Annotated in this window: 11 protein-coding genes; 6 read left to right on the top strand and 5 right to left on the bottom strand. The window is 66.8% G+C overall.

Features of this window, described 5'->3' with window-relative positions:
• Positions 1-89: 89 nt before the first annotated feature.
• The 3 genes from H5T73_10895 to H5T73_10885 form a co-directional block, all read right to left on the bottom strand.
• Entirely contained in the window at positions 90-1208 is a 1119-nt protein-coding gene (locus H5T73_10895) for a hypothetical protein (GenBank protein ID MBC7248267.1), read from the bottom strand.
• 334 nt (positions 1209-1542) lie between these two features.
• Positions 1543-2151 (bottom strand): TetR/AcrR family transcriptional regulator, encoded by a 609-nt coding sequence (locus tag H5T73_10890; GenBank protein ID MBC7248266.1) that lies wholly within the window; start codon positions 2149-2151, stop codon positions 1543-1545.
• Positions 2152-2448: 297 nt separating this feature from the next.
• The gene (locus tag H5T73_10885; protein MBC7248265.1) at positions 2449-3363 is read right to left on the bottom strand and encodes an alpha/beta fold hydrolase; all 915 of its coding nucleotides are present in this window, start codon (positions 3361-3363) and stop codon (positions 2449-2451) included.
• Positions 3364-3976: 613 nt separating this feature from the next.
• Here H5T73_10885 and H5T73_10880 point away from each other — a divergent pair.
• From H5T73_10880 to H5T73_10855, 6 genes are all read left to right on the top strand, one after another.
• A complete protein-coding gene (locus H5T73_10880) occupies positions 3977-4432 on the top strand; it encodes a hypothetical protein (GenBank protein ID MBC7248264.1) in 456 nt (151 codons plus the stop codon).
• Complete coding sequence (locus tag H5T73_10875) at positions 4429-6021, top strand: GMC family oxidoreductase (protein MBC7248263.1); 1593 nt, start codon at positions 4429-4431, stop codon at positions 6019-6021. The genes H5T73_10880 and H5T73_10875 overlap by 4 nt, the downstream gene beginning before the upstream one ends.
• A gap of 51 nt (positions 6022-6072) precedes the next feature.
• Positions 6073-6870, top strand: a complete 798-nt coding sequence (locus H5T73_10870) for a hypothetical protein (GenBank protein MBC7248262.1) — start codon at positions 6073-6075, stop codon at positions 6868-6870.
• 596 nt (positions 6871-7466) lie between these two features.
• Positions 7467-9236 (top strand): methylmalonyl-CoA mutase, encoded by a 1770-nt coding sequence (locus H5T73_10865; protein MBC7248261.1) that lies wholly within the window; start codon positions 7467-7469, stop codon positions 9234-9236.
• A gap of 17 nt (positions 9237-9253) precedes the next feature.
• A complete protein-coding gene (locus tag H5T73_10860) occupies positions 9254-11098 on the top strand; it encodes a radical SAM protein (GenBank protein MBC7248260.1) in 1845 nt (614 codons plus the stop codon).
• Between the two features lie 117 nt (positions 11099-11215).
• Positions 11216-11641, top strand: a complete 426-nt coding sequence (locus H5T73_10855) for a cobalamin B12-binding domain-containing protein (protein ID MBC7248259.1) — start codon at positions 11216-11218, stop codon at positions 11639-11641.
• Between the two features lie 184 nt (positions 11642-11825).
• Here H5T73_10855 and H5T73_10850 read toward each other — a convergent pair whose 3' ends face one another.
• Both H5T73_10850 and H5T73_10845 read right to left on the bottom strand, forming a co-directional pair.
• The gene (locus H5T73_10850) at positions 11826-13187 is read right to left on the bottom strand and encodes an MmgE/PrpD family protein (GenBank protein MBC7248258.1); all 1362 of its coding nucleotides are present in this window, start codon (positions 13185-13187) and stop codon (positions 11826-11828) included.
• A gap of 331 nt (positions 13188-13518) precedes the next feature.
• On the bottom strand, positions 13519-13660 hold a 142-nt coding region (locus tag H5T73_10845; GenBank protein MBC7248257.1), incomplete at its 5' end, for a transposase.

Here is a 13660-nt window from a genome sequence, read left to right as displayed (position 1 = left end):
AGAAGCGACCCCGAGAAACGACCCCGGGATAGCGCGAAAAGGGCCGGCCCCGCCGTGCTCGAGCGGAGCCGGCCATGCGGGCGAGGTTATCAGGCCGTGGCGGGTGCGAGTTCCTTTTCCGCCTCCAGCGCCCGCCTCGCGAGCTCCTCCACGGGGACGTCCTCCAGCGACTCGATGCCCATTATCCTCTTGAGGAGCACGTTTGCCAGCCCCCACTTGCTGATGAGGAGCCCGGTCATCCCCGCGGTGAGGGAAAGCCCCTTGGCCCAACCCAGGTGATGGATGAGGAAGGTGGCTATCACCGCGGGAAGCAGGGTCCCCCCGAAGATGCCCACGTTGATCTCGATGAACTTCCTTATCGTCCTGGGCAGGTCCTCGAAGATATCGACCTCGCCCTCGTTGCCCTTCTCCAGCTCCTCGCCCTCGATGAACCACTTGGTGATCCAGTAGTACATGAGGGGCAGGAAGGCGGCGCCGTAGACAAGGAGTATGGCCGCCACGTCGGAGACCGCCCAGCCGAAGATGTTGCTCCACTTCCAGTCCTCGAAGGCCTCGCGGTTCCTGGAGAAGAAGCGCTGGTAACCCTTGTTGTCCCAGCCGTTGGCCAGGATGAAGAAGAATCCCAGGTAGGCAAGGACGGTCTGCATGGCTGCCTGGTAATATTTACCTTTCATGAGCAGGTTGTAGGTCACCAGGAAGCCGAGGATACCCTGGGTCACGTTGGTGGTGGTGAAGATGCCCACCAGCCACTGGGGGATGGTCTCGTAACTGCCCACCTGCATGGTCTCCCAGTTGGGGTTGGACCACAGGAGCACCGATCCCGAGGGCACAAAAAGCAGGGAGAGGAAGAGCAGGTTCTTGAGGAAGTACTCGTTGTTGAAGGCGTCGCTGTATTTCTCCGCCCACTTCTTCACCACCTTGAGGGCCTTCCCCAGGTCCTGGACCTTCATCTCCCCCGGCTTGAAGCCGTTGGCCTTGAGCTGGCTTACCAGTTCCTGGAAGGCCATCTCGTGGGCCTCCTGCAGGCCCCCGGACCCGGCCTCCGGCACCGCGCCCTCCGTGCCGGCCTCCAGCTGCGGCTGCTTCTTCCAGCCCAGCTTCCACCTACGCACCTCGTTCTCCGCCTTCAGCCTGCGCAGCTGGCGGAAGGCGGCCAGGGCGAAGCTGGAGCCGATGCCGTAACTCCAGAAGACATCGACCTGTACCATCTCCTACCTCCTTCCACGACGAGCCTATCATTCATCCGCAACGGCCGACCTGCCCGGACTTCCGCGACGTCATCCCCTGCCGCCGCGGAGGACTCACAAACCCTGCGCCTCGCGTCTTTGCGCCTGGCGGCGGCCGGCCCTGAAAGCCCTCATCACGATCCGGCTTTTCTCACCTCCTCCCGCTACACCCCGTGCCTTTCCCTGCTTCGTCGACCGCAACGGTGCTTCGAGAAGCCTTGCTCGCGCCCTGCCATCACCCCTTCGTCGCCCCAACACACGCGGCCCCGCCGCGGCATTCCGCCCCCCCGCCGCGCAACGCGGACCGCGTCGTCGCTCAACGCGCGACGATACCGTCCAGCATCAGGTTGATGATGGTCTCCTTCCACACCGCCACGTCGCGGTCAGGGTCGTCCGAGGATACCACCCTGCGGCAGGCCTCGAAGAGGGCGGCGTTGACCGCCAGCGCCGTCTCCCTTATGTGGAGGTCCTTGCGCAGGTATCCCTTGGCCACGCCGTTCTCAAAGTACATGGCCGTGTACCTACCTATAAGGTCGAAGGCCTCCCGGATCCTTTCCTGGACCGCCGCGTCGTCTATGCCGTGTGCCTCGTAAAAAAGTATGGGCGTTATCCGCGGGTTTTTCTTGAAGAGGTCGAACATCCTGTCGCCGATCTCCTCCAGCTGCTCGCGGTATTCGCCCAGGGTCTCCGGCTTCCAGGGATCGACGCCCGCAACCAGTTCCGCAATGTTGGTAAGTATCCACTCCATGACGTGGTTGAAGATGTCCAGCTTGTTCTTGAAATAGCGGTAGAAGGTGCCGTGACCGATGCCGAGAACGGCGGCGATATCCTCTATCTTCGCGGCATGGTAGCCCTTCTCCCCGAAGACCTGAAGCGCAGCGTCGATGATCTCTTCCCTGCGCTTCTTCACCAAGGCTGTGTCCATCCGGCCCTCCACTGAATGACATGTCATTCCGTGTATATCTTAGTCGCTGCCGCCGGGCCGGTCAACCGCAACCAAAAGCTTCCACTTCTATCCATCCCTATCCACTCTCGACCCGTACAATGCCCGTTTTCCGCCCCGTGGCACCCCTTTGCATCCACTTCCATCCACTTTTCCTGCCATCCATCACCGGGTACCCCGTATCACGGTCGATCCCGTGCCGCTTCTTCGATGTCGCGTTTCGGGAAGGCGCCTCCGCCATGCGCCGCTCCACGGGCGGGGAGTGGACGGTGGACGGCCCTACGGGCGGAGGTGTCGCAAGAGGAAATCCGACTGCATGGAGACGACCTTCTCGAACCACTCCCCGTGGTAGACATCGAAATGCCCCACCGGGAGATGGACCAGGGTAACCTCGCGCATGCGGGAAGCGGCCCTCTCCACCGCCGCCGGCCTGATGAGGGAGTCCTTGTCGCCCATGATCACCAGGGCCGGGCACTGCACCTTCCGCGCCCTACTGGTGGGCCTGTACAGGAGAAGCTCGAGCACGGCGCGCGCCGGGCACTCGTTCTTCCAGCCGCTCCCCTCGGGGACCAGGGCGAGGTAGCCGGGCTTGCTCTCCGGCGTGTTCATGATGCCGAAGACCTCGGGGTCGGAGACGATGGGCACCCGGTAAGGCTCGCGGAGGGTCAAGGCCCGCAGGATGTCCCTCGTGGACGCCACCGTCGCCTGCAAGGCGTGTTTTAATCCCGTGTAAAGGGCGGAGGAAACGCCGTCCACGAAGGGCACCTGGGCGCACACGGCGGCCACACCCTCGTCGCGCGCCGCCGTCACCAGCACGTGCCCCCCGCTGTACGAGGAACCCCACAGCGCCACGCGACTCCCGTCCACCTGCTTCAGGGAGCGCACGCAGGCAAGCGCGCTCCTCCAGTCACGCAGGTGGCGCCAGGGGTTGACCAGGTTGCGCGGCTCGCCCTCGCTGGCCCCGAAGTTGCGGTAATCGAAGAGGAAGACGGCCATCCCCCGCTCCGCGAACCTTTCCGCGTAAGCCGGGAGTCCGAAGTCACGCTGCGCCCCGAAGCCGTGGGCCATGACCACCACAGGCGGCCTCTTCTCTCCCTGCGGCAGGTACAGCCATGCGGCGCAGCGCTTGCCCCTGCTCTTGAAATAGTGGTCGGTCCTCGTAAAAGCCCCGCTCTCTCTCCTCTCGTCAGCCATGGAAGCACCTCCTCCGCCTCCGGGAATCACCTCCGCGCATCATCGGCAGATCCTTGCGTCCCCACTTGCCTTCCCTCTCCTTCCCCTCCCCCTTTGTTTCCTGTTCTTCCCCCTCCCCCCTCCGGCGGCGTGCCCACCGGCATGCCCGAACGTCGCGCCCGGGCCATCCCGACGACTCGACACGTGCAACCCTTCCCAACCCATTATATTTTCAAACCCGGCCCCTTTCCCCCTGCGGCGCTCCCCCGCCTCGCAAACCACAAGGCGTCACGGCACGGCGCCACCCGCAAGGACACCGCGGTCGGCCGCTCCCCTGCCGTGAGTCCGCTCCCCGGCCGTGATTATGATAATATCGACGTGACGGGAGGGAGCGGCGGGCGCACCGATGCGGCGGGGACGACCCGCTGCCGTGTCGTCGGGCCGCGCCGCCTTGGGAGCGCTCCGCGTTTCATGCCCGCGGGCGTGATGGTGAGCACGCATGCAGGGAGGATGATATGAGCAAGCGTTCGCGTACTAACCATTTTCTACACGTCGCACCCACGGCATCACGGGCCGAAAAGGGCTGGAAAGGCGGGAAAGGCGGGTGTGGCCACAAGAAAAAGGCGGTGTCGCCGTGAAAACGCTGACGCGCGAGCAGTGGGGGGCGCTGCTCGAGGCCTTCACGGGCCGCCCCGCAGGACTGCCCCCTCCCGAGGCGGCCGAGCAGGTGCCCTTCATCGAGGAATACCTGCGCGCGGGGGCGCCGGAACTGCCGGGCGCCTTCCGCGCCTCCTACGCCTTCCTGAACTTCCTCTCGCTGCTCCTGAAGGGCAGGACCTTCACCCGCCTGGACCCCGCGCGCAGGGAGGAGCTCCTCAACCGCCTCCTCTCCTCCCGCAACCCCCTGCCGCGGGGCGCGGCCACGATCCTCGCGCTTCCCGTGCTCACCTCGTATTACCGCCGTCCCGAGGTGTCCGTGCCGCTGGGCTTCGATCCCCGGGCCCTCAAGGAGGAAGCCTCGCTGCGGGTGGTGAGCCGCGACCGCTCCCTGCCCCCGCGCGAGGGCGCGAGCGAGGAGGCGGAAGGATGATCATCCCCTCCCGCGATGTCCGCCAGGACCTGCGCCGCGCGGTGGACGTGGCCATCGTCGGCTCCGGCGCGGGCGGCGGCCCCCTGGCCCGCGAGCTCGCCTCGGCGGGACACGCGGTGCTGGTGGTGGAGGAGGGCGCCCATTTTACCCGCGAGGACTTCAACCTCAAGCCGGCCGAGGCTTACATGCGCATGTACCGCGACGCGGGCCAGACGGTGACCATGGGCCTCCCCTTCATCCTCCTCCCCCTGGGGAAGACGGTGGGCGGCACCACCACCGTCAACTCGGGGACCGCCCTGCGCATGCACCCCCCGGTGCTCAAGAAATGGCGCATGACCCACGGCCTTGACGACATCACGCAGGAGGAGCTCAACCTCATCTACGGGCACCTGGAGGAATACCTCTTCGTGAAGCGCGCAGACCCCGAGGTGGCGGGAAAGGTGGCCACCACCTTCCTCTCCGGCGCGGAGAAGCTTGGCCTCTCGTGCGGCTGGCTGCCGCGCAACGCCAAGGAGTGCGAGGGCTTCGGTTCCTGCGTCTTCGGCTGCCCCTCCGGGTCCAAGCAGAGCGTGGACGTCACCTTCATCCCCGACGCCGTCTCCTTCGGCGCGGACGTCTACACCGGCTGCCGCGCCGAGCGCATCCTGGTGAGGGACGGAAAGGCGGTAGGCATTTCCTGCCAGTTCCTCGATGAGGCCACCGGGAAACCCAACGGGAGAAGGCTGGAAGTGGAGGCGCGGGTGGTGGTGCTCGCCGCGGGCGCCATCTGCACCCCTTACCTGCTGCTGCGGCAGGGGCTGGCCAACTCCAGCGGCCAGGTGGGGAAGAACCTGGCCGTCCATCCCTGCACCCAGGCCGTGGCCCTCTTCGACGAGGTCCTGGGGCCGCCGCGGGGCATCCCGCAGGCATGCTACGTGGACGAGTTCCAGGGGGAGGGCATCATGCTGGAAGGGGGCACCGTCCCGCCGGAGATACACGTGCTCTCCCTCCCTTTCGCCGGGCGTCGCAGCGCGGGTCTCATGGTAAAATATCCCAACATGGGCATCTTCGGGGGCATGGTCTCGGAGAGCGTCTCCGGCGGCGTGGTGAAGGACACGGGACGTCCCGGGTACCGGCCCAACATCTTCTACCTGCTGCGCGGCCAGGACGTGGAGAAGGCGAAGGCGGCCGTGGTCCTCATGGCCGAGATATGGTTCGCCGCGGGAGCCCGCAGGGTCTTCACCGCCATCGCCGGCCATTACGAGCTCACGGGCCCGCGCGACCTGCGGAACCTGGAGAGGTCCCGGGTGCGGGTCACCGACTTCTACGGCATGAGCGCGTACCACCCACTGGGCACCTGCCGCATGGGGGGCGACCCCGAATGGTCGGTGGTGAGGCACACCTGCGAGACCTGGGACGTGGAGAACCTCTACGTCTGCGACGGCAGCGTTCTCCCCTCTTCCCCGGGGGTGAACCCGCAGCTGACCATCATGGCCATGGCCATGCGCTGCGCCGGCTTCATCGACGAGAAGCTCGGCGCGGGAGGGGCGGGACCACGAGAGGCGGAACGGCGCGCCGCCCGGGCTGACGGCGCGGCGAAGGGGGGGTGACGCCTCTTGGCGGAGGCCGCTTCCTTCGACCTCGCGGGCGAATTCCGGCGCCTGGTGGGCGACGCCGACCACCACAGCATCCACGACCTCAACCAACTGGAAGATGATACCAAGCTGAGGCTCTATTCCCTCCTCGTCCCCGCCCGGATCTACGACCTCCTGGGCATCGACCGCGCGACCTTCACCAACCGCGAGGGCGAGAGGGTGGTGGAGGTGAAGGCCCCGCGGCGGGGCACCTTCGCCATCATCGAGGTGCGGGAGCATCCCGGCGACCAGGACTGCGTCTTCTTCCTGGAGATCGAGGACACCGCCTTCTTCAAGATCGACATCAACTTCCTCATCGTCAACGACCCCCGCAGCCCCCGCTTCAACACCGACGTGGACGAGGCGGGGCGGCGCACCAAGTTCGCCACCGTGCGCCGCAACATCCCCGAGGAGATCCGGGCCATGGAGGCGGGGCTGGCGCCCGGGCAGGTGCGGAGGGGCCTGCGCGTCTTCAGGGACTTCGTGCCCCTGGCGCGCGATTTCGTGGCGGCCATGGGGCAGGACATGGTCATAGCCGAGCCCCTGGCCTACAACAACGCCATCATCTTCGAGAGCTACGGGTTCAACTACATCCGTGGACGGCGCAGGATGGAGGAGATCCATGCCGGCTTCCAGCCGGGAGGAGAGCTGTACGAGAGGTTGGACGGGAGTACCCCCTTCCGCCGGCCGGGCATGGAGAAGACGGTGCGCGGCCGCGCCTGGGCCATCCACGACGGCATACTGGGGGAGCCCTGGAGGGGCATCGAGATGTACCGCGGCAGGGAGCCCGCCAACGTCTGCACCTTCCCCGGCTGGGTATACTGACGGCGCCCCGCCGTTCGGCCGCGCCGGCAGGATGCACTTGCCAGGAACACCTCCCATGCGTTAACTTTACTTAGAGTATACATGTGTGGCGTTCCCGGCCCTTTCGCGGCCGCCCGATCCCGCGGCGGAATTACGGCGGGCGGGAAGCGGCGACAGGCGCATGAAAAGCCAGATGCGCGAAGGAAGACCCGGGCGAAAGGTAAAGTATCCGGTTACTCAACGGCATTTGATAAGTAGCGATGAGGACTTGCGGACTCCCGCACGACGGAACAATAATGGCTTCGTGGATGGTCGATGATGGCTTCACGGATGCTTACAGCTCGCTCCACGGCACCTGAGGCCGCGTTGTCGGTAAGCGTATCGATCGCCCGGGGCGGGCGTGCGGCGGGTCACGGAAGAACGAGGGTTCCTGCTGAGGGGAAGGTCGCCCCTTGCGGCACTCTTCCCGAGGCTTCGGAAAGCAGGCGCATCCCGTCCAAAGCCGGCGGCCGCGGCGGGGTCCGGGGTCTTAGCCACTCGCCGTGATCCCCTCTTGAAGCCAAGCGCCGCACGGCAGACCATAGCAAGGCTCATGAACCGGGAGGAAGGGGGAGAAGATGAAAGAGGACCTGGAGAAGATACGGGAAGCGAAGAAGGCCTGGGAGGAAGGGCCCCTGGCCAAGACCATCAAGAAATTTCCCTACTGCACGCCGGAGAGCAGCCGTTTCTACTCTCCCCTCGATATCGAGGACTTCGATTTCCTGGAAAAGGTGGGCTTCCCCGGAACCTACCCCTTCACCGCCGGGACCTTCGCCATAGAGCCCCTGGCGGGGCTTGCCCGCTTCGCCCACATGGCCGGCAGCGGGGAAGGCACGGGGCAGATCCCGGGCGCGGGTCCGACGCGCGCCGCCATCTATTCCGGTTACGGGACCCCCGAGGACACCCGCGACTACTACAAGGGCATGCTCGAGCGGGGCGGCCGGGGAGGGCCCAACCTCGCCTTCGACCTCCCCACGCAGTGCGGCTACGACTCGGACGACCCCCTGGTCGAGGGCGAGGTGGGCAAGGTGGGGGTATGTGTGGACACCCTGGCCGACTTCGAGATCATCTACGAACCCTACCAGGGCGACCTCAACCTGGACCGCATCGCCTCCAACTTCACCATCAACGCGCCGGCCAACTTCATCATCGCCATGTACGCGGCGCTGGCCGAGAAAAGGGGGATACCCCTCGAGAAGCTGCGCGCCACGCCCCAGAACGACATCCTCAAGGAGTACGTGGCGAGGGGCACCTATATCTTCCCGCCCAAGCCGGCGCTGCGCATGTTCCGCGACAGCCTGCTCTTCATATGCCGGCACATGCCCAACGTGAACATCACCAGCATCGGCGGCTACCACATCCGTGAGGCCGGCGCCACCCGCGAGCAGGACCTCGCCTTCTCCATGGCCATCGCCATGGAGTACCTGCAGGTGGGGGTAGACGCCGGACTGCACGTGGACGAGTTCGCGCCCCGCTTCACCTTCAACGCCTTCGGCGGCAGCATGGAGATCCTCAAGGAGATCGCCTTCCAGCGGGCGGCGCGCCGCATGTACGCCCGCATCCTCAAGGAGAGGTTCGGGGCAAAAGACGAGCGCAGCATGCGCATACGCCAGGTCCTGGGGGCCCACATAGGGCCCTCCTCCACCACCCTGCAGCGACCGCTGAACAACCTCACCCGCGCGGTGCTGGGCGCCGTGGCCAGCGTCATGTCCGGCGGACGGCCACTGCCCTTCCCGCCCTACGACGAGCCGCTGGGCCTGGGGTGGAGCATGGAGGCCATGCAGCTGGCCACCGACGCCGGAAGGATCATCACCTGCGAGGCCAAGCTGCTCGAGTACACGGACCCGTTCGCCGGTTCCTACTGCATGGAGGCCCTCACCGACGAGATCGAGAACGCTGCCTGGGAGGAACTGGAAAAGATAGAGAAGATGGGCGGTGCCGTTGCTGCCATCGAGAACGGCTACATGCAGCGGGAGGTCTCCCGCAGCGCCTACGAGCGGCAGCGGGCCGTTGAGACGGGACAGCGCCTGGTGGTGGGGGTCAACTGCTTCACCGGGGAGGGCGAGCTGGAGGTGACCACCAACCGCCTGGTGCCCAACCCCTACGACCCGGAGAAGCGCGAGCAGGCGGAGGAGAAACAGAAGGCGCGCCTGGCCGAGCTCAAGAAGAGCCGCGACAACAAGGAGGTGGCCCGCCTCCTGAAGGAGCTCAAGGACCTGGCGGCCAGGGAGGAGGAGAACCTCATCCCCCACCTCATCGAGTGCGCCAAGGCATACGTCACCGAGGGCGAGGTCTGCAACGTGCTGCGCGAGGTGTTCGGCGAGTATCAGGCGCCCTCCCCCTTCTGAACGGGGGTCACGCCGCCATGGAGGAGGAGAGCCTTTTCCGCTACCCGCTGCGTCCCCCCGGCGACGCCCGCGCAGAGCGCCGCGAGCCGTTCGTGGAGACGGTGCGCGAGCAGTTGCGCAACATCCTGGACATCGCTCTTCCGCTGGAGGGGGAACGGGTGGTGGAGGTGGACGGCTTCCGCCTCCTGGGACCGGAGCGCGGGCGCCACGGCCTGCAGGACGGACGGCGCCGCGGCACACCCGCTCCTCCCCTCCCCGCGGCCCGCGGCGCCGCCCTGGAGAACATGGACAACGTCTCCCTCTACGAGCCGCGCATAGCCTTCCTGGCCCGCCAGCTCGAGAGCCTGCTCTCCCTGGTGCAGCTGGAATGCGGGGGCAGGCCGGTGGAGGTGGACGCCTTCCGGCTGCGCCGGCCCTCCGACTGGGCGGACGCACCCGTGGATGACCCCGCCGACATCCTCAACCACGCCGCCACCCGCTGCCGTTGCGACTGCATATTCTGCTACAACAAGGGCTCCCTCCCCTCCCTCACGCAACCGGCGCGGGAAGCGGACATTGAATGGAAATACCTGGAAGAGCAGCTGCGCCACTACAACCCGCGGGCGCGACGGGGGCTCTTCCCCCGCTTCGGGGGACCGCGCGACGTCCTCGCCCATCCGCACGCCCTCCCGCTGCTGCGCGCCCTGCGGGAGAAGAGCGACCGCCCCCTGCGCTTCTCCACCAGCGGCGACAACCTCACGACCGAGGTCGTCTCGGCGCTGGCCGAGCTCGCCCCTCTCTCCCTGGACCTCTCGCTCAACAGCTCCTCCCCGGCGCGGCGCTCGTACCTGATGCGGGACCCGCGCCCGGAGACGGCCATCCGCTCCCTCCCCCTGCTCGCGGCGGCGGGCATACCCTACGCGGTGACCGTCGTGGCCTGGCCGCAGCCCTCCCTGGAGGAGATGCTCCGGGACCTGGGAGAGACGTGCCGCTACGCGGCGGACAACCACGCCCGCCTGGTGCAGGTGAACCTCCCCGGGTACTCGCGCTTCTTCTCGCCCCGCCCCCTCTTCGACAGCGAACTGGTATGGGAGGAGACCGTGCACCGCGTGCAGGAGCTGAGGCGCGAGCTCCCCTGCCCCATCGTGGTGAGCCCCTCCATGTACGAGGAGAACCTCACCCGCTCCCGCAAGAACCTCGCGGAGGTTACCGGCGTGGTGCCCGGCTCCCCCGCCGCCCGGGGCGGGCTGCGCGCGGGAGACGTCATCCTGGAGATGAACGGCATCAGGGTGAGGAACCGGCCGCAGGCGCGCGACCTGCTCACCCTCTTCCAGCAAAGCGGGCAGGACTTGATCTCCGTGACCGTGAGGAGGAACGGGGGGAGCGCGAGCCTGCGTCTTCACGCGGGGGATCACCGCTACCCCTACGAGCCGTGCACCTCGAGCCACCTCGGGGCGGTCTTCATGGGCACGGGCCTGAGGAGCTCGTACCTGGAGGACCTGCGGGGCATGATCGCCGCCAGCGGGGCGCGCTCGGTGCTCTTCCTCACCTCGCGCCTGGTGCGTCCCACCTTCGAGCAGCTCCTGGCGGAACATCCTTCCGCCGTACCCGGAGACGTCGACTTCCGCCTGGACGTCCCGGAGAACCGCTACTTCGGGGGGAACATCATCCTGGGGGACCTCCTCGTGGTGCAGGACTTCATAGACCACCTGCGCGAGTACGCGGCGGCGGAGGGGCGGCGTCCCGACCTGGTCGTCATCCCCTCCAGCCCCTTCCAGCTCAGCCGCTGGGGACGTGACCTCACGGGGCGTCCGTACCTGGACATCGGCCGCGAGACGGGCATGCGGGTGCGGCTCCTGGAGTGCCGGCCCATATGGGAATAGGCGGGAAATCGCGGGAAACGGGGACCACCGGAAGCGGAGAAGGTAAAATAAGGAAGGCATAAGGAAGGCTAACGTGGAGAACGCGAAACAGAGGCGAAGCGAGCCGAGGAGGTAGCCATGAGCACGACGACGGGCAAGAAAGTCATCCGGGTCCTGGTGGCCAAGCCCGGCCTGGACGGCCACGACCAGGGGGCGAAGGTCATCGCCTACGGCCTCAAGGACGAGGGGTTCGAGGTCATCTACACGGGGCTGCGCCGTACCCCGGAGGAGATCGCCAACGCCGCCGTGGACGAGGACGTGGACGTCATCGGGCTCTCCATCCTCTCCGGTGCCCACCTGAGCATCGTCCGCCGCCTCATGTCCCTGCTCGAGGAGAAGGGCGTCGGCGATAAGATGGTGCTGGTGGGCGGCATAATCCCCGAGGAGGACATCCCCAAGCTCAAGGAGATGGGGGTGGCGGAGGTCTTCGTGTCCGGCACCTACATCTCGCAGGTCGCGGAGTTCATCCGCTCGCGCCTGGGGGAGTCGCAGGCGCCCGCCTGAAACGGTAGGGTCGCGGGCAGGGGGCCGTTGCGGCGCGGTCCGGCGACAGCTTTACGCCCCCCGCCGCGCTCCGCCGGGAGGGCCGCAGCGCTCCGCCGGGACGGCAAAGCCGCGGCCCGGGCACGGAGGAAAGAGAGAGCCCGGATCACGCGCGTGGTCCGGGCTTCGTCGCGTCCCGTCGCGGTCAGGCCCGGTAGGCCTGCATGAGGCTGTTGACGTCGTCCAGGTCTTCCATCCGCCGCAACATGCCGAGGGTATCCTCCGCCACCTGGAACCCGATGACGTTCCCCACGCACTCGCGGTACTTGTCGAATATCTGCTCGTCGCTCATGGGGTTCCCCGGCTCTCCCAGGGGCTTCTCGGTCTTCCCCTCCACCCTTTCACCGGATTTCAGGTGCACCACCACCTCGGAGGCGAAGGGGCTGGTGATGTCCCCCTCGAGGTCGTTCCACTCGAAGCGGCTTATGGCCTCGACTATGTGCGGGGCGGTGACCACCTCGTCGCGGAACTGTCCTATGCCGACCTTGCCCTCCAGCAGGGCCGCGGAAACACAGAACTCCAGGCTGAACTTGCCCTCCGTGCCCGTCTTGGGCTCGTGGTACATGAGTACCCCCCGCAGCCAGGCGGGGACCCTGCACTCAAGCTTCTCGATCTGGGCCGCGTCCACCTCTCCCAATTTTTTCCATTCCTCCCTCGCCAGCAGGGCCGCGTCTATGGCCCCCTGGGGACCGCGGCAGCAGGGGTACGGCTTGTAGGAGAGGCCGGGGTCGAGCAGTTCGTAGGGCTCTCCCAGGGTCCTCGCCAGCTCCTCCGCCCGCTCCGTGTCGCAGGAGAAGGCGCGGGCGAACCCGTTCTCCCCGAAGAGGACGTCCGGGTTGGAGGTGAAGCCGCGCGAGGCCAGCTGGGCCGCCATGACGCCGTTCATCGCCGCCACCCCCGCGTGCAGGGGCTTGGTCATGGTGCCGAAGTTGGCGCGCAGGCCGTTGGATAGCGAGCAGGCGATGCCCAGCGCGTATGCCATCTGCTCCTCGTCCAGCCCGAGGAGCTTGCCGCAGGATGCGGCCGCTCCCAGGGCCCCCAGGGTGCTGGTCTGGTGCCACCCCAGCATGTAGGCATTGCCGCCCAGGGTGGACCCCACCTTCGCCGCCACCTCCAGGCCCGCCACGTAGGCCGTGAGGCAGTCCTTCCCCGACGACGCGAGGACCTCTCCCAGCGCCACGATGGCCGGCACCAGCGCGACGGAGGGATGCCCCATCATGCGGAAGCTCACGTCGTCGTAATCCAGGGCATGCGCCGCGGTGCCGTTGGCAAGGGCGGCCCATGCCGCCGCGCTCTTGCGGAACTCGTAGAAAAGCGTCGCCTCCTCCTTGCAGGCCATGGAAGCCACCCAGTCCGCCGCGATGCGCGAGCAGTCGTCCTCCAGCCCGGCGACGGTCACCCCCAGGCAGTCGATGATGGGCAGCTTGGCCGCCTCCACCACCTCGCGGGGGAGCTGATCGTAGCTCAGCCCGCATACGTACTTGGCCACCTCCACCAACTCGTTCATGCAAACCCCCTCCTTATCGGTCTTCCTACCCGCTTCCAGAAACACACGCCCGCACCCGGGAACTCCCCGCCGCGGCCCGCGGCCGGAGCTGCGCCGCGCGGTGTTCCCTCCACCCCGCCGTCGCGGGAGGAACACGGGCATGCGGCGCGTGAAAACCCGTAAAGCCACCGGCCGGTGTGCGCCCCGTTCCTTGCGTGTTCCCTTTTCCGTCCTCCACCGCGGAACCGCCGTGGAGCGCAGCCGCGATAGGGATCGTGACGTGCCGGTGCAGCCCGAAGCACCTCGATATTAACAGAGAGTTTACATGCTGTAAAGTGGCTGTGCTGGTTCACTACATGGTGAACACTCCATCCCTATCCTTGCTCTCCTCCATCCACGCCTTCAGGAACTCCATGGGGGTGAGATAACCCAGGCTCTGGTGTGGTCTCACGTAATTGTACACGTAATTCCATCTGCAAAGGATCTCGTTGAGC

Source organism: Actinomycetota bacterium (assembly GCA_014360655.1).
Classification (GTDB): Bacteria; Actinomycetota; Geothermincolia; order Geothermincolales; family RBG-13-55-18; genus JACIXC01.
Note: the sequence above shows the minus strand (reverse complement) of the source record. Positions and strands in the feature narration are given on the sequence as shown.